Here is a 21,144-nt window from a genome sequence, read left to right on the forward strand (position 1 = left end):
AATAAAGCTCCGACAGACGCAGCCCTTGAGCGTCCTTAGCGGACAGTTGCGGCTCACTGACTTTCCAGTCGATACCCAAGTCAGGATCGTTCCAGATCAAACAGCCTTCATCGGTGGGGTCGTAATAATCAGTGCACTTATATTCAAAGTCAGCCGTCTCGGACAGCACTACAAATCCATGCGCCAAACCCGGCGGAATCCAAAGCTGTCGCTTATTGTCTTCAGAAAGAACTTCCGCAACCCAACGCCCGAAAGTCGGCGAGCCCTGACGAATGTCTACCGCAACATCCAACACTTCGCCTCGAACACACCTAACCAACTTGCCTTGAGGGCGGCTACGCTGGAAATGCAAACCGCGCAAGACGCCTCGGCAAGAGCGTGAATGGTTATCTTGAACGAAAGGTAGTGTTATCCCTGCCTTCTCTGCATAACGCTCCGCCTGGAACGTTTCCAAGAAAAACCCCCGCGCATCACCGAAGATACGCGGTTGAATGAGCTTTACGTCATCAATGACCGTATCGATCACTTCCATTAACGCGCTCCTGCAATCAGACGTGCCAGATATTGGCCATAGCCCGTTTTACTGAGCGCCTCCGCCTGCAAGGCGACCTGTTCTGTGGTTACCCAGCCTTTTTGCAAAGCGATTTCTTCAAGGCAGGCCACTTTTAACCCCTGGCGCTTTTCAATGGTCTGCACAAAATGCCCCGCTTCCAGCAAGGCATCATGTGTGCCGGTATCGAGCCAGGCGAAACCACGTCCTAATACCGACACGTTCAAATCGCCGCGACGCAGGTATTCATTGTTCACATCGGTAATCTCAAGCTCACCCCGCGGTGAAGGCTTGATATTAGCAGCGATATCCAGAACGTCATTGTCGTAGAAGTAAAGGCCAGTTACCGCATAGTTTGACCTGGGCTTCTTCGGCTTTTCTTCTATGCTTAACGCCTTGCCACTCTCATCGAAGTCCACCACACCGAAACGCTCGGGGTCAGCTACATAGTAACCAAATACAGTAGCGCCTTTTTCGCGCTGGGCGGCTTGAGCTAGACTTTGTGTAAAGTGTTGACCATAAAAGATGTTATCGCCTAGCACCAGACAAACATTGTCTTCACCAACAAACTCAGCGCCGATAATGAAAGCTTGCGCCAATCCATCTGGGCTAGGCTGTTCGGCATAACTTAGCTCAATGCCAAATTGGCTGCCATCACCCAACATACGCTTGAAGCCTGGTAGATCGGTTGGTGTAGAAATGATCAACACTTCACGAATACCCGCCAGCATTAGCACAGATAGCGGATAATAAATCATTGGCTTGTCGTATACCGGCAAAGACTGCTTGGATACGCCTAGGGTAATAGGATGTAAACGTGTCCCGGAACCGCCCGCTAGTAGAATTCCTTTGTACTTTTTCATAGAACATCCCTCTCAGCCAATTTAGGGGTTAGCGACACACATACAACGAGCTCGAACACCATTACTTAAACAGCCTCGCCCAAACGCTCCAGGCGATATTCCCCCGATAGCACACGCTGCCACCAGTCACGATTACTCAGATACCACTCGACCGTCTTACGTAAACCAGTTTCAAAGCTTTCCTGCGGAACCCAGCCCAGCTCGGTAGCAATCTTGCTGGCATCGATGGCATAACGAAGATCATGCCCTGGACGATCCTTTACAAAGGTAATCAGATCGCGGTACTGCTTTACGCCGGCTGGCTTGTTAGGCGCTAGCTCTTCAAGAAGCGAACAGATCGTTTCTACCACTTCAAGGTTACGCTTTTCATTATGCCCACCAATATTATAGGTCTCGCCTACCTGGCCTTTAGTGACCACGGTATAGAGGGCACGGGCATGATCCTCAACAAACAACCAATCACGGATTTGCGAGCCGTCACCATAAACCGGCAGAGACTTGCCGTGCATGGCGTTTAGAATGACGTGAGGGATTAGCTTTTCAGGAAAATGGAACGGGCCATAGTTGTTAGAGCAGTTCGTAATAAGTACTGGCAGGCCATAAGTACGGCCCCAGGCACGAACTAAGTGATCACTACCAGCCTTGCTGGCTGAATAAGGCGAACTGGGCGCATAAGGCGTGGTTTCGGTAAAGAGATCATCTGTACCGTGTAGGTCGCCAAATACCTCGTCCGTAGAAATATGGTGGAAGCGGAAAGCTTCTTTAGCTTCAGCCTCCAGCCCCAACCAGTAGGAGCGGGCTACTTCAAGCAGAGTCCCTGTACCCAAAACATTGGTACGAATGAACTCGGCAGGACCTTCGATTGAACGATCGACATGCGACTCGGCAGCCAGATGCATGACGGCTTGGGGCTTGAAGGTAGAAAATACCTTTTCAAGCGCAGCCTTATCGCAGATATCGACTTGGTGAAACTCATAACGGTCAGAAGAGGCAACCTCGTTCAGCGACTCCAGGTTGCCCGCGTAGGTCAGCTTATCAACATTTGCAACCTGACACTCAGTCTCATTAATCAAAAAACGGACCACTGCAGAACCAATGAAACCCGCACCACCTGTTACCAGAACTTTCATCCTGAACCTGCCTGATAGTTAACGTCCCGCACTATAGCTCCGTAAGAGAACTACTTGGCAGTCGAAATACATGGGAAGCTTGCAAGGCTCGACGCGGCGAAGCCTGCAAGTGTCATCAAATCACAGCAACGACGTACTGCATGACTCGTCACTGCTTTGCGACGAAGACTGGAGTTAAACAGTTTTCCCCTTGAAAAGTTCCAAGCATAGAAATCACTAGAGCTTTTGTGTGGACAGGATCAAAGAACATCAACCTTATCTCATCGACGCTGATACAAATGAATCCAGTCTACGATTTCGCCTTCCGGAACATAGCCGTCTACTGTCTCGCGCAAAAGTTGTCTTAACCGAGCATAATCCTCGGCATATAGGCATTCTAAAAGTTCTTGCAATGCACCTCGATAGCGTTCCCAAGGCAAGTAGCTTTCATCAGCTCGCATAATCATAGGGTGCTCTGTCGGACTCACGTTGTTACCGATTAGTAATTCCTCGTAAAGCTTTTCTCCAGGTCTGAGCCCGGTGAAAACGATCTCAATATCGCCATAGAGATTACTTTCGGAACGCACCGTCATGCCTGACAAATTGATCATCTTTTCAGCCAGCTCTACTATCCGAACCGGCTCGCCCATGTCGAGTACGAAGACGTCACCACCCTCCCCCATTGACCCTGCCTGGATGACAAGTTGCGCCGCCTCGGGGATCGTCATAAAAAAGCGCGTGATGTTGGGATGAGTGACTGTAACCGGTCCGCCATGCTTAATTTGCTGGCGAAACAATGGGATTACCGAGCCTGATGATCCCAAGACATTGCCAAATCTCACCATAGTAAAGCGCGTCTTGTTGACGTGGTGAACTGTAGACTCCCCCCCCAAGAACACCGGTGCTTGCTCTCGACTTAAAGCTTGTAGAATCATTTCGGCAAGACGCTTAGTGCCGCCCATAATGTTGGCTGGACGGACAGCTTTATCAGTCGAGATAAGTACAAAGTTGTGCACACCCGCCTGAATTGCTGCCTGGGCAGCATATAAAGTACCCATTACATTATTCAGAAAACCTTCCGCAATATTGTGCTCAACCATCGGTACATGTTTATAGGCCGCAGCGTGGTAGATAGTATCAACGCTCCAAGTCCGAAAGACGTGCAAGAGGTGCTCACCGTTACGAATGGTTCCCAGGATAGGAATTAAAATGACAGGAAGTGATTCTCTCTGGATACGCTGTTCGAGTTCGGCATGGATACTGTATAGATTGAACTCTGATTGCTCGAAAAGGAGAAGTGTTTGTGGAGTTGTACCAATGATTTGGCGACATAGCTCTGACCCTATAGACCCACCCGCGCCGGTAACCAGAACGACTTTGCCTCGTATACAACGATCAAACAGCTCCTGCTTGGGCTTGACCGAGTCACGCCCAAGCAAGTCAGCAATGTCAACTTCCTGAATGTCCTCAACCCTCACCCGACCGTTAGCTAAATCAGCGACGCTGGGTACGCTGCGGACGTGCAATGGAAAAGCCTTTAGAAGCTCTAAGATCTCGCGTCGACGCCGGCGACTGGCCGAGGGAACTGCCAAGAGGATCTCTTCAGCCCCGGTAACATCAATCATCTGTTGAATATGCTTAGGCGAATATACCTGGATACCAGCGATTACCCGATTGGCAATCGTCTTATCGTCATCAATAAACGCCACTGGGCGCATTGTACGCCCCATGCGTAGGGCTGCCACCAGTTGGTTACCAGCAGATCCAGCCCCATACACCGCCACTCGAATTAAGCTGTCCTGCTGTTTGATGAACGGCACTGCTGTATACCAGTTACCAAGAAAGTACTGCCGCAGCGCAAGACGCAGGCCCCCAACGAACAAAAGGCCCAATATCCAATAATTAAAAATCATGGATCGCGGCACAATTTCTGGCAAGTCGCGGTACCAATAAATAATTAAAGACAAGATTAGAACAGATAGAGTTACCGCTTTGGCAATGGCCAACAGGGCATCATTACCTAGGTAACGCATAACCGCTCGATACATTCCGAACCGGATGAACAGAGGGATAGATACCAGAGGAGTCACAATGAATAGCCAGGCATGCCCCCCAAAGGGCTCAATCATTTCGACCGAACCCAGACGTATATAAAAGGCCAGCCAAAGCGCCAACCAAATCAGCACACAGTCTACGCTTACCTGGATCAGGCGTTTCGTGCGGCGACTCAATCTCACCAAACGCTCACGCATGCTCCGTCCTTATCCTATGATTATCGACACAATCAGTCAGGACTACAGCTCTCTGACTCCAGCCTTAAATATTACTGCCAAGACGCACAAAGGGACATATGCTAGAAAAAGCCCCAAAAAGCCCGGCAGATATCCGCAGGCGACTAACAGTGCGCAAGGCAATAACCAAAATAAATTGAGAGCCGCAACGCCTAACGTCACAACCTTATGGCTACTGAATCGTCGCGAGGCCCACTGATAAGCATGACTACGATGGGCTTCGTAAAGTTTTTCTCCATTCAACAGGCGCCGGATCAGTGTCCAGGTCGCATCAACCACGAAAACGCCAAGCAGTATCAGCCAACTCCAGAATAGCTTGGGATTAACCCAGGCAGCCTGAAGGGATAGCAACCCAAACACAATACCCAGGAATCCACTACCAGCATCCCCCATGAATATCCGTGCCGGCGGCATGTTCCACAATAGGAATCCCAAGACGGTACTACTTAGCAGGACAGGCACCCAGGCCGCTATAGGGGCGCCTGTAAGGACATATAGAAACGCGCCACCAAGCGCCACACTGATTGCCTCAAGACCTGCAATGCCATCGATGCCATCCATAAAGTTATATAGATTAAGCAGCCAAACCAAATAAAAGACCGCTAGCACTTGCATGACTATGCCCGTGCCTAAGTAAAAAGATCCTAATTCGAGTGGAGCCAGACCGCCGAGCCAATAAAGCCCCCAACCCGCCGCGGCGAAATGGCCTAGTAGGCGCCAACGAGCAGCGATGTGCTGATGATCATCCAAAAAGCCAATGACCGCGACGAGACCGCCACCGCCCATGAGAGCAAGCATGAACGATAAGCTTATCATTCCCTCCTGATACAGACCGGCAATAGCCAGGAGAAACACTGCGACAATAGCCATCCCACCGCCCCGAGGCGTAGGCACAGCATGGGAACTACGAGCATTAGGCGTATCTATAATCCGATTGGACAGCGCATAGCGACGCAAAGCAGCCGTACCAAGCCAAGAAACGATAGCAACAATTGGCAATATCAGTAACAACATCTTATTGTCTGGCTTCGAGGTAGGCTCGTGCGACCCGGCTCAGCGATTTTCGGGCTTGCATAGGTGGTGTCCATCCCAACGTGTCATGGGTATGCTCAAGATCAACCTGCAGAGAACTGCATAAGCGAACGGCCATGTCCTCATATCCGCAAGCGCGCGCCAGTCCGATCAACCAGCGCTCTGACACAGGAATCAGGCGTGCAGGGCGAGACATACTATTCGCTAGAATCTGCAGCAGCTCGGTCGTAGAGAAATCTTCGCCGTCACTTACTAGAAATATTTGGCCCGGCGCTGCCGGATGCGTTCTGCAGACATCAATCAAGTCAAGCAGATTCTCTAGCGCCACGAGACTCCGTCGGTTATGAATAGCGCCCAGGGGGAGAGGGATACCTGCAGCGACCCACTTCAGCATGTTACGGAAATTCGCCTTTACGCCAGGCCCATAAATTAAGGGAGGGCGAATAATAACCACTTCCAGACCGGTACGCTCAGCCAGACGAAGTAGTTCAAACTCAGCCTGCTGCTTAGTACGCGCATAGGCATCGGAGGGGCATGGCGTGTCGGTAGCTCTAAAAGGAACGCCTGGCTGGGTAAAATCGCCATTCACTTTGATGCTACTCAGAAAGATAAAGCGCTTTACACCGCTAGCGACAGCTTGGCACGCTAAGTTTAGCGTGCCAGCCACATTGACCCGGTGAAACTCTACTTCAGATCCTTCAGAGGACCCCCGCATAATATGCACTCGCGCTGCAACGTGTACAACGGTATCAATGCCGTCAAAAGCCCCGTCCCAAACGGTCTCACCATGAATATCACGAACCCATTCATCAAAACCAGGATTCGCAGCCCGGCGCACCACCATACGTACGGGAATTCGTTGTCTGAGCAGGCTATTGACAAGCGCTTTCCCCACGAACCCGCTGGCACCGGTGACCAAAACGCCTTCACGCCTCGTTATCACTGCTTCTTGTTGCACTCAGCATACTCACTACTGCCATATGACACAGCATCTTACACGACTACTTATTTATTTGATCCAGACAGGCCTATTCAATACAAAGACAAAGCATATGTTTAAAACGTAAAAAACCGGCCATTAGGGCCGGTTTTTCTACTGTCGAACATTGAATCTAAGCATTCTTTACCGAAGGCCTAATAACGGGCTTTGTCGAAGCCAGCTTTTCCACCCGATACATTGATGAGAATAAATTAGGCTGCGCAACGGGCTTTAGCAGCAGAGCCACTACCCAACTAACCATCAGGCTCACCGCCGCCAGCAGGGAGTTTTCGAACTGCATAAAAGTGAAGCAGGCAGCGATACCGAGCCAAATAAACAGGTAATGACGCATGATGACATCCTCACTGACGTGGACTACGAGGTCATAGGGACCAGCTGTGAGGATTCTTATCTAAAGAAAGAGACATGTCCAACAAAACTATAAAAAAAACCTTGAAATTTTATAATTGTCAAGCTTATGGCACCACAAGGAAATACGCCAAAATTTAGGCAGCCTTATAACACCAGAAATATTGAAGCCACCTTCAAAAAAGAATAGGTAGTAAAACCAAGATAACTCAAGATGAAAGCTTTATACTTTACTAAATAAAAAGAAGAAATTTCAGAGCTCATTGACACGGTCTCTTAGCTCCTTCCCAGGCTTAAAGTGTGGAACATATTTACCATCAAGTGTCACCGATTCGCCCGTTTTAGGATTACGTCCAGTGCGCGGCGAGCGGTAATGTAGCGAGAAACTACCAAAACCACGTATTTCTATACGCTCTCCAGCTGAGAGAGCTTGAGCCATTTGCTCGAGCATGGTTTTAATAGCTAGCTCTACATCTTTAGATGAAAGCTGCCCCTGACCCGCTACGATACGTTCGATCAACTCCGACTTGGTCATAAAATTTTTCCTTTTTTTTCAAGCGGCTAGATCACTTTCCCTTTCTTTTAGCATGACCGCTTGGCTTTGAAAAGGTAAAATCAGTAAAAGTCAATAGAAAAGCTCGTCACAACTATTCGTTTAGACATTAAGACGAAGGGCATATGCACGGTTAAAAGACATAAAAAAGGGCGACCGAAGTCGCCCTTTTTTGGACACCAGAGTTATTAGCCCTGGTTTTCCATTTGTGCCTTGATCAGGTCACCAATGGTAGTCGGGCCAGCGCTTGGCTCCGACTTAGTGCTACGCAGAGAGGACATCGCTTCCTTCTCATCATCAACGTCCTTGGACTTGACGGAGAGGCTGATGACACGGCTCTTACGATCGATGCTGATGATCTTGGCTTCTACTTCGTCGCCTTCCTTCAGAACGTTGCGCGCGTCTTCAACGCGATCACGGCTGATTTCAGAGGCCTTCAGAACGCCTTCGATCTCGTGGGCCAAAGTGATGATGGCGCCTTTGGCGTCAACTTCCTTGACAGTACCACGAACAATGCTGCCCTTCTCATTCAAAGCGGCATAGCTGGAGAACGGATCGTCTTCCAGTTGCTTGATGCCCAAGGAGATGCGCTCGCGCTCAGGATCAACGGACAGGATAACAGTATCCAGCTCGTCGCCCTTCTTAAAGCGACGTACCGCTTCTTCGCCCGGCTCGTTCCAGGAAATGTCAGACAGGTGAACCAGACCGTCGATACCGCCATCCAGACCGATGAAGATACCGAAGTCAGTAATGGACTTGATGGTACCGGAGATGCGATCGCCCTTGTTGAACTGACCGGAGAACTCTTCCCACGGATTCGGACGGCACTGCTTGATACCCAAGGAGATACGACGACGCTCTTCGTCGATATCCAGAACCATAACTTCCACTTCGTCGCCGACCTGGACGACCTTGGACGGGTGGATGTTCTTGTTGGTCCAATCCATTTCGGATACGTGCACCAGACCTTCAACGCCCTCTTCCAGCTCAGCGAAGCAGCCGTAGTCGGTCAGGTTGGTAACACGAGCCTGAACACGAGTACCTTCTGGGTAACGCGCCTTGATAGCAACCCATGGGTCTTCGCCCAGCTGCTTCAGACCCAGAGAAACGCGGTTACGCTCACGGTCAAACTTCAGAACCTTAACATCGATCTCGTCGCCAACATTGACGATCTCGGAAGGATGCTTGATACGCTTCCACGCCATGTCAGTGATGTGCAGCAGGCCATCTACGCCGCCCAGATCAACGAACGCACCGTAATCGGTGAGGTTCTTGACGATACCGCGAACCTGCTGACCTTCCTGCAGGGATTCCAGCAGCGCTTCACGCTCGGCACTGTTTTCAGCCTCAAGCACACTACGACGGGAAACAACTACGTTGTTGCGCTTCTGATCAAGCTTGATGACCTTGAACTCGAGCTCTTTGCCTTCCAGGTGAGCCGTGTCACGTACAGGACGGACATCAACCAAGGAACCCGGCAGGAACGCACGGATGCCGCTAACATCAACGGTGAAACCACCCTTGACCTTACCGTTGATAACGCCTTTGACCACTTCGTCAGCGTTGAATGCAGCTTCCAGGACCAGCCAGGACTCAGCACGCTTGGCTTTCTCGCGAGACACTTTGGTTTCGCCGAAACCGTCTTCCACGGCATCGAGAGCCACATGGACTTGGTCGCCCACGTTGATGGTCAGCTCGCCTTGTTCGTTGTAGAACTGCTCGAGCGGAACGAGACCCTCAGATTTCAGGCCAGTGTCGACAACTACCCAGTCACCATCGATGGAAACCACAGTACCTGTGATGATGGCACCCGGCTGCATGTCGAGGGATTTCAGACTTTCTTCAAAGAGTTCTGCGAAGCTTTCGCTCATGTTTATACCTGTAGTGTTGGGCACACGATGCGCCCGGTCTACCGCATTACCAGCCAATGCGGGGTTCGTTGTAAAAATCCAGCAAACGGGTTGGGACTGGTCCCCGCCTGCCTTCACCAGATATCCAAAAGGGTTATCTGGCTATCATCCCGCCAGGTCGCGTTGAGCAGCCAAGTCAAGGATGTGGTCGAGCACGTGTTCAATCGATAGATCCGTAGAATCCAGCACAATCGCGTCATCTGCTGGCTTAAGAGGAGCAACGGCACGCTGTGTATCACGCTCGTCGCGCTCACGGATCTCTTCGAGAAGGGCGGATAAACTAACACTTTCCCCCTTTTTCTTCAACTGAAGGTAGCGCCGTTTAGCACGCTCCTCCGTGCTAGCGGTCAGAAAAACCTTCAGTTCGGCATCCGGGAAAACCACCGTCCCCATATCGCGGCCGTCCGCTACAAGTCCAGGCGCCTCACGAAAAGCCTTTTGCCGCTGGAGCAAAGCATCACGAACAGCAGGCAATATGGCGACCTGAGAAGCACCCGCTCCAATATCTTCAGTACGGATGAAATCGGTAACATCCTCACCTTCAAGAATGATTCGCTGACCATGCTCATGCCCTACCTGAAATTGAACATCCAAATAGGCTGCCAAGGCTTTCAGCGACTCCTCATTAGTAAGGTCGACTCCATGATTACGCGCAGCGAATGCCAATAGTCGATACAAGGCTCCGGAGTCCAATAGATTCCACCCCAGGCGCCGCGAAAGAAGCGCTGCAATCGTGCCTTTTCCCGAGCCTCCAGGTCCATCAATGGTAATAACCGGAGCAGTACTCATCATGCGATAGCCTCTTCTTTAACTCGGATGCCCGCCTGGGCGGCCAGACTCAAGAACGTCGGAAAAGATGTCGCAACATTGGCGCAATCATGGATGCGAATCGGAGCGCTTGCCCGCAGAGAAGCGACACTAAACGCCATTGCAATTCGGTGGTCGCCATGGCTTTCCACCTCACCACCTCCCATTGGCCCGCCTTCAATGACGATACCATCTGGCGTAGGCTCAGCCTGTACGCCCAAAATTTTCAAACCGTCAGCCATCACTTGAATGCGATCTGACTCCTTGACACGCAACTCCTCAGCGCCCCGCAGAACCGTACGCCCTTTAGCGCAGGTAGCCGCTACAAACAGTACAGGGAACTCATCAATTGCCAGCGGCACGAGCTCTTCAGGAATTTCGATACCGGTAAGCGGTGCCGAGCGCACACGCAGGTCTGCCACCGGCTCCCCCCCTACCTCACGCTGGTTCTCTGATGTGATATCAGCTCCCATGAGGCGCAAGATATCAATCACACCCGTACGGGTCGGATTGATGCCAACATGCTCAAGAACCAGTTCCGAGTTTTCGGCAATGCTACCTGCCACCAGAAAGAAGGCTGCCGAAGAGATATCCGCGGGCACTTCGATATGCGTAGCTGTCAGGCGATGCCCAGAGGAAACCTTTGCTGTACTGCCCTCAACACTGACAGGGTAACCGAAACCACGCAGCATGCGCTCCGTATGATCGCGAGTTGGAGCCGGCTCGGTTACTGAGGTTTCGCCTTTTGCATACAGGCCCGCAAGCAGCAGACAGGACTTAACCTGCGCACTAGCCATGGGCATGTCATAGTGGATTCCTTTTAGGGATTGTCCACCCCGAATAATCAGCGGGGGACGTCCCTCCTCTGCCGTCTCGATCACTGCTCCCATCTCACGCAGCGGCTTAGCGACACGATTCATAGGACGCTTGGAAAGCGAGGCGTCACCGGTGAGCGTAGTATCAAACGGTTGAGCCGCCAGCAAGCCGGAAAGTAGCCGCATGGAGGTGCCTGAGTTACCCAGATACAAAGGCCCTGGCGGTGGCTTAAGACCATTCAGACCAACGCCATGAATGGTGACACGCCCCTGGTTGGGGCCCTCAATCACGACTCCCATATCACGAAACGCTTGTAGGGTTGCCAGCGCATCCTCACCCTCAAGAAAACCCTCTACCTCAGTTGTGCCTTCAGCCAAGGAGCCCAACATAATCGAGCGATGGGAAATGGATTTGTCGCCTGGAACACGGATGCGCCCGGACAGGCTGCCGCCAGGGCTGGCAATGTAGGTCAAGTCTTTAGTTTGCATAGGGTCCACATAGGCCCGGCGGGCCAGAATTTTGCCGAAATGCTCGCGGGCAGCGCGGGCGCGAGTAAACACGCCCAGCAATTGATGCCCATCCTCAGTAACAACAGCCTGGCGCAGCGCATCCAGGTCGTCGCGAAAAGTATCCAATGTGTGCAGGACTGCTTCACGATTGGCCAGGAAGATATCGTGCCACATGACCGGATCACTACCGGCGATACGGGTAAAATCCCGGAAACCGCCCGCAGCGTAGCGAAAGATCTCCAGATTTTCACTGCGTTTGGCCAAGGATTCAACCAAGGTAAAGGCCAATAGATGCGGAAGATGACTTGTGGCCGCCAAGACCTCGTCGTGATGCTCAATGCTCATGTACTCAACATCTGCATCGAGGGCTCGCCACAATTTATCTATCAAGACTAGCGCTTGCTCGTCGATAGCATCAAAGGGGGTCAAAATGACCTTGTGCCGCCTAAAGAGCTTACTATTGGCGGCGGTGACACCGCTCTTTTCAGACCCCGCAATGGGATGACCTGGCACAAAGCGCAGCGGCCTCCCAACAAAGGCTCTTTGCGCAGCTCTCGCAACATTGCCCTTGGCACTACCTACATCTGTTAATACAGCCTGTCCCAAGTCCAAGGTTGAAAGCTCTTCCAACACCTTTTCCATTGCCAGGATCGGAACTGCCAGCTGAACGACATCCGCCCCCAGACACGCGTTAGCCAAATGCTCTTCGCAACGATCTACAACTCCCAGCTCGACCGCCTGGCGCCGAGTATCAGGGTTTCGGTCTACGCCTATTACCTCACGGCATAGTCCGCTTTCCTTGATCCCCTTAGCGAACGATCCACCGATCAAACCCAACCCGACAACAACAAGCCGCCCAATCAAGGGCGTCTTTTTAAATTCAGCCACGAGAAAGCACCTTGGCAAGCGCCTCTAGGCAAAGCGTATTTTCTTCAGCAGTACCAATAGAAATACGCAAAAAGGTGGGCAAACCATAGCCCGCGACTGGGCGCACAATGACACCTTGCTGAAGAAGAGCCTGGTAAATCGGCGCTGCCTCTTGAGCAAAGTCAACAGCAATAAAATTGCCCTTGGACGGAATCCAGCTTAACCCAAGCTTACGAAATCCCTCCTCCAACTGAGCCATTCCATGGTCGTTGGCGTGCCGACTCTGAATCAAATAATCGGTATCGCTCATTGCTGCACGAGCCGCTGCCAAGGCCAAGCTATTTACGTTGAACGGCTGACGCACACGATTGAGCACATCGGCAATAGTTACCGATGAGATAGCATAACCAACACGCAAAGAGGCGAGCCCATATGCTTTAGAGAACGTACGTGAAATCAGCAGATTAGGATGAGCCGCCAGGTAAGCCATACCGTCCGGAAGGTCATTGCCTTCTGCATATTCGATATAGGCCTCATCCAGCACTACCAATATGTGCTCCGGCACTGCCTGTAAAAACTTTGCAAGTGCTTCAGGACCAAACCAAGTACCGGTTGGGTTGTTGGGATTGGCCAGAAAAACAATACGGGTAGACTGATCAATGGCGCCAAGCATAGCATCCAGATCATGCCCCCAAGACTTGGCAGGCACAGCACGGCCTTCCGCACCGATAGCCTGGGTTACTAGCGGATAAACAGCAAAAGCATACTGACTGAATACGGCATTGAGGCCAGGCGCCAGATAAGCACGCGCCACTAGCTCCAGAATATCATTGGAGCCATTGCCCAACGTAATCTGGCTGGCCTGAATGCCATAGTGCTCGGCCAGTGCCCGCTTGAGCTCGAACCCATTGCCATCCGGATAACGAGTAAGCTCTTTCAGCTCGGCCTGGATAGCCTCGATAACCTTTAGGCTAGGGCCCAACGGGTTTTCGTTGCTCGCCAGCTTGACGATACGCGCCGGGTCTAAATCCAGCTCACGCGCAAGCTCATCGACCGGTTTTCCCGGAACATAGGGAGACAGTTTTTGCACGCCTGGCAAGGCTTGCGCAAGAAAATCGCAGCTCATCGTTACCTCGTGGATTGGCCGAAACTATCGGCACCTCTAAACGAATGGGCGCAATGGTAGAACATGCCGGCGCAGGAACCCAGCCCAAGATGCATATGTTTAGCTGAACGACGCTTTAGCTGGCTCGGCTCCACTTGCCTAATAAACATTGCTTACAGGCAAACCTGCCGCACATGTTATTCAGTGCAATAAAGATCCGGAGACAGGAGATTTCCAGCAGAGACGGCCTTTCAGCCCTAAGACTTAAGAAAGGCAACAGGCTGGCTGCCACGACTATCTGCCGTGGCAGCCTATGATTAGGCCATGCTAGCGAACAGCTTTTCCCATTCCTTTGTTTCTTTTTTGGAAACCCCGCCCAGTAGCTCAATAGCTTGGCGCAAACGGAAACGCGTAAGATCTGGCCCAATAATCTCCATGGCATCTAATACCGAGACCGAACTGGCTTGCCCAGTAATGGCAGCAAACATCAGCGGCATAACATCTCTCAGCTTGAGCGACAAATGCTCCGCCACAGCCTGGATGCAACCAGTAATGCGGTCTTTTTCCCACTGTCGTAACGCTTCTAGCTTCCACAAGACAAGCTGCATAACCTGTCGAACCTGCTCGGCAGAAAGCTTCTTGTGCGCGAACAACTCGGCATTCAAGGGCAGCGCACCCGAAAAGAAAAAGCCCGCCAGTGGTGCAATTTGACTAAACGTTTCGACTCGCCCCTGAACATGAGGAGCAATTTTCATCAGGTAGTCAGGGTTGAGCGCCCATGCCTGCACTTCTTGAGCAAAAGCCTCGACACTTAATTCCCGAATCCATTGTCCATTCAACCAGGACAACTTCTCGATATCGAAAATCGGCCCGCCAAGCGAGACACGATTGATATCGAAATGCTCGATCATTTCTTCCAAAGTGAACTTTTCACGCTCATCCGGCATGGACCAGCCCATACGCCCCAGGTAGTTCAGCATCGCCTGAGGCAAGTAACCCATGCGCTGATAAAACGTCACGGACGTAGGATTCTTACGCTTGGATAATTTGCTTTTGTCCGGGTTGCGTAGCAACGGCATGTAGCACAGCGCTGGCTGCTCCCAACCGAAGTACTCGTACAGCTTGATCAGCTTAGGGGCGGAAGGCAGCCATTCTTCACCACGCAAGACATGCGTAATACCCATCAGATGATCGTCGACGACATTAGCCAGGAAGTAAGTTGGCAGACCGTCAGCTTTCATCAGAACTTGCATGTCCATACGATCCCACGGGATCTCGACATCCCCTCGCAGCATGTCTGGCACGACACAGACACCTTCAGTCGGCACCTTCATGCGTACGACATGAGATTCCCCCGCTGCGATACGACGCTGGGCTTCGGCCGGCTCAAGATGCATACAGTGGCCGTCGTAGCGTGGGGTTTCTTTACGAGCCGTCTGTTCGGCGCGCACTTGATCCAGACGCTCGGCCGAGCAAAAACAGGGAAATGCATGCCCTTTGCTTACCAATTCATCCGAATACTTCTTATAAATTTCCCTACGCTCGCTCTGGCGGTAGGGCCCATGCGGACCACCTACATCAGGACCTTCGTCCCACTCGATACCCAACCAGCGCAATGCTTCGTAGATCTGCTCTTCAGACTCACGCGTGGATCGTAGCTGATCCGTATCCTCGATACGCAGAATGAACTGGCCGCCATGTTGACGAGCAAAGCAGAGATTGAACAAGGCAATGTAGGCGGTACCGACATGCGGATCGCCTGTAGGCGACGGCGCGATGCGCGTGCGAACAGTGGTCATGGGGACTCTCAAGACAGAACAAGACAAAAGGTGATGGTAGCAGTGGGCGTACCCTGCCTTCCAGCGTCGAGACGGATCGGCCTGGCCTCAACGAACAGCCAAACTGATTTACCGAAGGCTTAAGCAGCAACCAATCGCTCTCGCAGCGCCTGAATTTCATCACGAAGCTGTGCCGCTGCCTCGAATTCAAGGTCGCGAGCCAACTTGAGCATACGTTCCTCAAGCTGTCCTATCCGCTTCGTAATATCGGCTGGCGTGCGTAGCTCCGTTTCGTAACGTGCACTGTCCTCTGCCGCCTTGGTTGCACGCCGCTTACCACGCGCCCCTGGCACTGCTGCACCTTCAAGAATGTCACGAATGTCCTTCTTGACGCCTGTAGGGACGATACCGTGCTTTTCATTGAAAGCTAGCTGCTTGGCCCGTCGACGGTCGGTCTCATCAATGGCTCGCTTCATGGAGCCAGTCATCGCATCGGCATAAAGGATTGCCTTGCCGTTAAGGTTACGTGCTGCACGGCCAATGGTCTGAATCAGCGAACGCTCCGAGCGCAGGAATCCTTCCTTGTCGGCATCCAGAATAGCTACGAGCGACACCTCAGGCATGTCGAGACCTTCCCGGAGCAGGTTGATACCAACCAGCACGTCAAATGTGCCCAGGCGTAAGTCACGGATGATTTCAACCCGCTCCACCGTATCGATATCTGAGTGCAGATAACGTACACGAACACCATGGTCCGCCAAGTAATCAGTCAGGTCTTCAGCCATGCGCTTGGTTAATGTAGTAACCAGAACACGCTCGTCCTTTTTGACCCTAAGACGAATCTCGGACAACAGGTCATCTACCTGGGTCGTCGCCGGCCTTATTTCAATCTCGGGATCGACCAGCCCTGTAGGCCGGACGACTTGCTCGATTACACGCCCTGCATGAGCTTCTTCATAAGGCCCAGGCGTCGCCGAAACAAAAATTGTCTGCGGACTGCCTGCTTCCCACTCTTCAAAGCGCAGTGGACGATTATCCAATGCTGAAGGTAGCCGAAAGCCGTAATCGACCAAGGTTTCCTTACGTGAGCGGTCACCTTTGAACATGGCCCCGATTTGCGGAACGGTTACGTGAGACTCATCAATGACCAACAGGGCGTCAGCCGGAAGATAATCATATAACGTTGGTGGCGGCTCGCCCGGAGCACGCCCGGACAAGTAGCGTGAATAATTTTCGATGCCGTTGCAGTAGCCCAGCTCCATGATCATCTCAAGATCGAAGCGTGTCCGCTGCTCAAGCCGCTGAGCTTCAAGCAGTTTGTTTTCAGCACGAAACTGCTCAAGGCGCTGTTTGAGTTCGACCTTGATATGCTCCATTGCATCGAGCAACGTATCGCGAGGCGTTGCGTAGTGTGTCTTGGGGTAAAAGGTAAAGCGCGGCAGCTTCCGGATTACCTCTCCTGTAAGCGGATCAAAGGCCGACAAACTTTCCACTTCGTCATCAAACAACTCAACGCGAATAGCCTCCAGGTCAGACTCAGCTGGATAGATATCGATCACATCGCCACGTACACGAAACGTTGCACGAGTGAACTCCATATCGTTGCGGGTGTACTGGAGCTCGGTCAAGCGGCGCAGCAAGGTGCGCTGATCGATACGGTCGCCTCGATCAAGATGCAGGACCATCTTGAGATAGGCCTTTGGATCCCCCAGACCATAGATCGACGATACCGAAGCCACAATGATTGCATCGCGACGCTCCAACAAAGCCTTGGTGGCTGAAAGGCGCATCTGTTCGATGTGATCATTGATGGACGAATCCTTCTCGATGAAGGTATCCGAGGACGGCACATAGGCTTCCGGCTGGTAGTAATCGTAATAGGAGACGAAGTACTCCACCGCGTTATGCGGGAAGAACGCCTTGAACTCACCGTATAACTGAGCCGCCAATGTTTTGTTGGGTGCCAGCACAATCGTCGGTCGCTGGATTTGAGCTATGACATTAGCGATGCTGAACGTCTTGCCCGATCCTGTCACCCCGAGCAGCGTCTGGTGCGACAGACCGGCATTGATACCCTCGACCATCTGGCGAATCGCTTCAGGCTGATCACCGGCCGGGGTATAACGGGTAGACAACTGAAATGCTGACATGAGCATCCTCAAGGAAGAAGGTGCAAGGAGCCTTCCTGCCCGAGATGCACCACAAAAATCATCATGGTCCGGCGCAACAACGCCCGACGCGTCGACGGGCCGCCCAGCCCGTCGAGACTGAACATTAAATACGTCCTGCCTCGCCGTTTTTCAAGTAGTAGACATTCGTCCAAGAAGCGATATTTAGGTCGCCCCCTCTGCTAATGCCCGCTATACTACTTCCCCGCTTGCGTACTTCGGCAAACGGGCCTTGTGCGCACTCAGCTTACCTCTTTTTCCTCACTTCGAGCTTACGCACAATGAGTTTGTTCTCTGCCGTCGAAATGGCTGCCCGCGATCCTATCCTGGGCCTCAATGAAGCCTTCAATGCTGATGCCCGCCCTACCAAAGTCAATCTTGGGGTCGGTGTCTATTACGACGAACAGGGCCGTATTCCCCTGCTCCGCGCCGTTGAGGAAGCTGAAAAAAAACGCATCTCCGTTCGTGCCCCGCGCGGCTACCTACCTATCGACGGCATTGCTGCGTATGACGAAGCGGTACAAACGCTGCTGTTTGGAGCTACCTCCCCGCTGATCAACGAAGGCCGAGTCGCAACGGTTCAAGCTCTAGGCGGCACAGGCGCACTCAAGATAGGTGCCGATTTTCTCAAGCGTCTTCTGCCAGATGCCGTAGTAGCCATCAGCGACCCCAGCTGGGAAAATCATCGCGCACTTTTCGAAGCCGCTGGCTTCCCGGTGCAGAATTATCGCTACTACCATGCCGCGACCAACGGCCTTAATCGCGGCGGCCTGCTAGAAGACCTCAACGCGCTGCCTCAACGCTCTATCGTGGTTCTGCACGCTTGCTGCCACAATCCAACAGGTGTTGATCTACAACCTGAGGATTGGAAAGAGGTACTGAACGTTATTAAAGAGCGCGATCACGTACCCTTTCTGGACATCGCCTACCAAGGGTTTGGTGACGGCATCGAGGAAGATGCAACGGCTGTGCGCCTGTTTGCCGAATCCGGACTAACCTTTTTTGTCTCGAGCTCGTTCTCGAAGTCATTTTCTCTATACGGTGAACGTGTCGGCGCACTTTCCATTGTAACAGCCGACCGTGAAGAAACGGCTCGCGTCCTGTCTCAGGTCAAGCGTGTAGTACGCACCAACTATTCCAACCCTCCTACTCATGGAGCCACTATTGTCGCCACTGTACTGCGCGACGAAACACTGCGGGCTATGTGGGAGTCGGAACTGGCAGAAATGCGCGAGCGCATCCGCAATATGCGTCATGCTCTAGTGGAAGGGCTTGCGGCAGCGGGCGCTACACGCGACTTCAGCTTTGTTAAGGATCAGCGCGGCATGTTCTCTTATTCCGGACTGACAACTGACCAAGTCGAGCGCTTGAAAAACGAGTTTGGTATTTACGCTGTTGGTACTGGCCGAATCTGCGTAGCTGCGCTGAACAAGACAAATTTAGATAGCGTGATTACAGCCATCGCCCGCGTGCTCTAAGCGCGTTTAAAATGCAAGGAGAAGTGTTGACTTCTCCTTAGCTATCAGTAAGATACGTCTCGTTGTTCCGCGATAGCTCAGTCGGTAGAGCAAATGACTGTTAATCATTGGGTCCCTGGTTCGAGTCCAGGTCGCGGAGCCAAATTTTAAGCCCAGCCTAACGCTGGGCTTTTTCATTTCAGCGTCATCCTTTCTGCTGCTCTCGAATAAGTGCTTGTAGAATGGGCCCACTCCCATACTGAAGAATAGATATAGAAAATCTATGGCTTCAAGGCGTACCGACCTCTTCTTTTAATGTACCATTCGCGGCTTTTTAAGGGTCAGAATGGCATTCAACGCTAGCGTTCTGACCTGTGTTTTCATCGATTCGCGGCGCAATACGCGAACATCTTGGTCTGGCTGATAGCCGGACCTTCGCTGCTCTGTTGGACCCTGAACATGACTGCCTTTTCCTCACCCCGTGAACACTCGCCCGCCAATCGAGAAATTCCTTCCGCATCAGAATGTCCTACCGCCTCATCCGCTGGCCTGCAGCGAACACTGAAGCCTCGTCACCTCAATATGATTGCTATTGGCGGCTCCATTGGTACCGGACTGTTCGTGGCCTCGGGCGCCACGATTGCCAGTGCCGGGCCTGGTGGCGCTTTATTGGCCTACGCCTTGATCGGTCTAATGGTGTATTTTTTGATGACGAGCCTAGGGGAAATGGCAGCTTACATGCCGGTTTCAGGCTCATTCAGCACATACGGCAGTCGTTTCGTCGAAGACGGGTTCGGCTTCGCGCTAGGATGGAACTACTGGTACAACTGGGCTGTTACCATCGCAGCCGAGCTAGTGGCAGCACAGCTGGTCATGAGCTTCTGGTTTCCCGATGTGCCCGGTATTGTCTGGAGCGCTGGCTTCCTGACCCTAATGTTCTTGTTGAATGTTTTTTCAGCCCGCGGCTTTGGTGAAAGCGAATTCTGGTTTGCCCTTATCAAGGTACTCACCGTGGTCGTATTCATTGGGATAGGCCTAGCCAGCATCTTAGGTATCATGCAGGGAATCGAAGCGCCTGGCATGACGAACTTCACCTCTGGCGATGCTCCTTTCGTGGGAGGACTTCAAGCGATGGTTGGCGTAGCCATGATTGCGGGCTTCTCCTTTCAGGGTACCGAGCTTATTGGCGTAGCCGCTGGCGAATCAGAAAATCCTCGCAAGAACATCCCAATCGCTATTCGCCAGGTTTTCTGGCGCATTCTGATGTTCTATATTCTGGCCATTTTCATTATTGGCCTGCTGATTCCTTACACAGATCCTCGTCTGCTACAAAACGAGGCTACCGATATCAGCGTCTCGCCCTTTACCCTGCTGTTCGAGCGTGCAGGCTTTGCAGCAGCGGCCGCCGTCATGAATGCCGTTATCCTATCCGCCGTGTTGTCTGCTGGCACTTCCGGCATGTATGCCTCGACCCGAATGCTGTTCAGCCTCGCTCAGCAAGGTAAGGCACCCAAGCTGTTTGCCCGGGTTTCAGCGAACGGCGTACCTCGTAATGCACTTTATGCCACAACGTTGGTAGGAGCATTGTGCTTCCTAACCACTTTCGTGGGCGATAAGCAGCTTTATACATGGCTACTTAATACATCCGGTATGTGCGGCTTTATCGCCTGGCTAGGTATTGCCATATCACATTACCGCTTTCGTAAAGGATATCTGGCCCAAGGCGGCCGCCTGGAAGACCTTCCCTATCGAGCCATGTGGTTTCCGATTGGTCCTTTGCTGGCGTTCGGTCTTTGCCTATTCATTACGCTGGGTCAGAATTATTCAGCGTTGATTGGCGAGCGGATCGACTGGGTAGGTCTCGTCGCTACTTACATCAGTCTGCCGCTTTTCCTGGCCATCTGGCTGGGCTACCGTTTTAAGCACGGCAGTCGCCTGGTGCGGTATGAGGCTATGGACCTGACATCCGACAAAAGTTAAC

At 52.2% G+C, this 21,144-nt stretch carries 16 protein-coding genes and 1 tRNA gene; 3 read left to right on the plus strand and 14 right to left on the minus strand.

Annotated elements, in window-relative coordinates; genetic code table 11:
- From rfbC to uvrB, 14 genes are all read right to left on the minus strand, one after another.
- Positions 1-532: dTDP-4-dehydrorhamnose 3,5-epimerase (gene rfbC, locus IQ22_RS21445; protein WP_145138781.1), on the minus strand; the 532-nt coding region annotated here is incomplete at its 3' end.
- Positions 532-1,413 (minus strand): glucose-1-phosphate thymidylyltransferase RfbA, encoded by an 882-nt coding sequence (gene rfbA / locus IQ22_RS21450; protein ID WP_145138777.1) that lies wholly within the window; start codon positions 1,411-1,413, stop codon positions 532-534. The genes rfbA and rfbC, both read right to left, overlap by 1 nt.
- Positions 1,414-1,478: 65 nt before the next feature.
- Positions 1,479-2,543, minus strand: a complete 1,065-nt coding sequence (gene rfbB / locus IQ22_RS21455; RefSeq protein WP_145138774.1) for a dTDP-glucose 4,6-dehydratase — start codon at positions 2,541-2,543, stop codon at positions 1,479-1,481.
- Positions 2,544-2,803: 260 nt separating this feature from the next.
- The gene (locus IQ22_RS21460) at positions 2,804-4,774 is read right to left on the minus strand and encodes a polysaccharide biosynthesis protein (protein ID WP_145145840.1); all 1,971 of its coding nucleotides are present in this window, start codon (positions 4,772-4,774) and stop codon (positions 2,804-2,806) included.
- A gap of 42 nt (positions 4,775-4,816) precedes the next feature.
- Entirely contained in the window at positions 4,817-5,827 is a 1,011-nt protein-coding gene (locus IQ22_RS21465; RefSeq protein ID WP_145145842.1) for an MraY family glycosyltransferase, read from the minus strand.
- A 1-nt stretch (position 5,828) separates the two neighbouring features.
- Positions 5,829-6,803 carry an NAD-dependent epimerase/dehydratase family protein gene (locus IQ22_RS21470; RefSeq protein ID WP_244309361.1) on the minus strand — a complete coding sequence of 325 codons (975 nt, stop codon included), beginning with the start codon at positions 6,801-6,803 and terminating at the stop codon, positions 5,829-5,831.
- 154 nt (positions 6,804-6,957) lie between these two features.
- On the minus strand, positions 6,958-7,176 hold the full coding sequence (locus IQ22_RS21475) for a hypothetical protein (protein WP_145145844.1): 219 nt from the start codon (positions 7,174-7,176) through the stop codon (positions 6,958-6,960).
- A gap of 270 nt (positions 7,177-7,446) precedes the next feature.
- A complete protein-coding gene (gene ihfB / locus IQ22_RS21480; RefSeq protein ID WP_145145846.1) occupies positions 7,447-7,728 on the minus strand; it encodes an integration host factor subunit beta in 282 nt (93 codons plus the stop codon).
- 206 nt (positions 7,729-7,934) lie between these two features.
- A complete protein-coding gene (gene rpsA / locus IQ22_RS21485) occupies positions 7,935-9,617 on the minus strand; it encodes a 30S ribosomal protein S1 (protein ID WP_145145848.1) in 1,683 nt (560 codons plus the stop codon).
- A gap of 144 nt (positions 9,618-9,761) precedes the next feature.
- The gene (gene cmk, locus IQ22_RS21490; RefSeq protein ID WP_145145850.1) at positions 9,762-10,448 is read right to left on the minus strand and encodes a (d)CMP kinase; all 687 of its coding nucleotides are present in this window, start codon (positions 10,446-10,448) and stop codon (positions 9,762-9,764) included.
- Positions 10,445-12,652, minus strand: a complete 2,208-nt coding sequence (locus tag IQ22_RS21495) for a bifunctional prephenate dehydrogenase/3-phosphoshikimate 1-carboxyvinyltransferase (protein WP_244309363.1) — start codon at positions 12,650-12,652, stop codon at positions 10,445-10,447. Before IQ22_RS21495 ends, cmk begins: the two co-directional genes overlap by 4 nt.
- A gap of 16 nt (positions 12,653-12,668) precedes the next feature.
- Positions 12,669-13,781, minus strand: coding sequence for a histidinol-phosphate transaminase (hisC, locus tag IQ22_RS21500; protein WP_145145854.1), 1,113 nt, complete (start codon positions 13,779-13,781; stop codon positions 12,669-12,671).
- A gap of 296 nt (positions 13,782-14,077) precedes the next feature.
- Entirely contained in the window at positions 14,078-15,559 is a 1,482-nt protein-coding gene (gltX, locus tag IQ22_RS21505) for a glutamate--tRNA ligase (protein WP_145145856.1), read from the minus strand.
- Positions 15,560-15,678: 119 nt separating this feature from the next.
- Positions 15,679-17,688, minus strand: coding sequence for an excinuclease ABC subunit UvrB (uvrB, locus tag IQ22_RS21510; RefSeq protein WP_145145858.1), 2,010 nt, complete (start codon positions 17,686-17,688; stop codon positions 15,679-15,681).
- A 299-nt stretch (positions 17,689-17,987) separates the two neighbouring features.
- On the opposite strand from uvrB, the gene IQ22_RS21515 reads away from it, so the two are divergent.
- The 3 genes from IQ22_RS21515 (at position 17,988) to IQ22_RS21525 (ending at position 21,143) form a co-directional block, all read left to right on the plus strand.
- Complete coding sequence (locus tag IQ22_RS21515) at positions 17,988-19,184, plus strand: amino acid aminotransferase (RefSeq protein WP_145145860.1); 1,197 nt, start codon at positions 17,988-17,990, stop codon at positions 19,182-19,184.
- A 66-nt stretch (positions 19,185-19,250) separates the two neighbouring features.
- Positions 19,251-19,326 (plus strand) — tRNA-Asn (locus IQ22_RS21520).
- A 296-nt stretch (positions 19,327-19,622) separates the two neighbouring features.
- Positions 19,623-21,143: an amino acid permease gene (locus tag IQ22_RS21525; RefSeq protein ID WP_208733685.1), complete on the plus strand. Its 1,521-nt coding sequence runs from the start codon at positions 19,623-19,625 to the stop codon at positions 21,141-21,143.
- Position 21,144 lies beyond the last annotated feature (1 nt).

The organism is Pseudomonas duriflava, assembly GCF_007830155.1.
In the GTDB taxonomy this organism is placed as follows: Bacteria; Pseudomonadota; Gammaproteobacteria; order Pseudomonadales; family Pseudomonadaceae; genus Chryseomonas; species Chryseomonas duriflava.

Excerpts from the sequence above, each read along its gene's own strand:
- rfbA (WP_145138777.1), bottom strand. The coding sequence starts at position 1,413 with ATGAAAAAGTACAAAGGAATTCTACTAGCGGGCGGTTCCGGGACACGT.
- rfbB (WP_145138774.1), bottom strand. The coding sequence starts at position 2,543 with ATGAAAGTTCTGGTAACAGGTGGTGCGGGTTTCATTGGTTCTGCAGTG.
- IQ22_RS21460 (WP_145145840.1), bottom strand. The coding sequence starts at position 4,774 with ATGCGTGAGCGTTTGGTGAGATTGAGTCGCCGCACGAAACGCCTGATC.
- IQ22_RS21465 (WP_145145842.1), bottom strand. The coding sequence starts at position 5,827 with ATGTTGTTACTGATATTGCCAATTGTTGCTATCGTTTCTTGGCTTGGT.
- IQ22_RS21475 (WP_145145844.1), bottom strand. The coding sequence starts at position 7,176 with ATGCGTCATTACCTGTTTATTTGGCTCGGTATCGCTGCCTGCTTCACT.
- ihfB (WP_145145846.1), bottom strand. The coding sequence starts at position 7,728 with ATGACCAAGTCGGAGTTGATCGAACGTATCGTAGCGGGTCAGGGGCAG.
- rpsA (WP_145145848.1), bottom strand. The coding sequence starts at position 9,617 with ATGAGCGAAAGCTTCGCAGAACTCTTTGAAGAAAGTCTGAAATCCCTC.
- cmk (WP_145145850.1), bottom strand. The coding sequence starts at position 10,448 with ATGATGAGTACTGCTCCGGTTATTACCATTGATGGACCTGGAGGCTCG.
- hisC (WP_145145854.1), bottom strand. The coding sequence starts at position 13,781 with ATGAGCTGCGATTTTCTTGCGCAAGCCTTGCCAGGCGTGCAAAAACTG.
- gltX (WP_145145856.1), bottom strand. The coding sequence starts at position 15,559 with ATGACCACTGTTCGCACGCGCATCGCGCCGTCGCCTACAGGCGATCCG.
- uvrB (WP_145145858.1), bottom strand. The coding sequence starts at position 17,688 with ATGTCAGCATTTCAGTTGTCTACCCGTTATACCCCGGCCGGTGATCAG.
- IQ22_RS21515 (WP_145145860.1), top strand. The coding sequence starts at position 17,988 with ATGAGTTTGTTCTCTGCCGTCGAAATGGCTGCCCGCGATCCTATCCTG.
- IQ22_RS21525 (WP_208733685.1), top strand. The coding sequence starts at position 19,623 with ATGACTGCCTTTTCCTCACCCCGTGAACACTCGCCCGCCAATCGAGAA.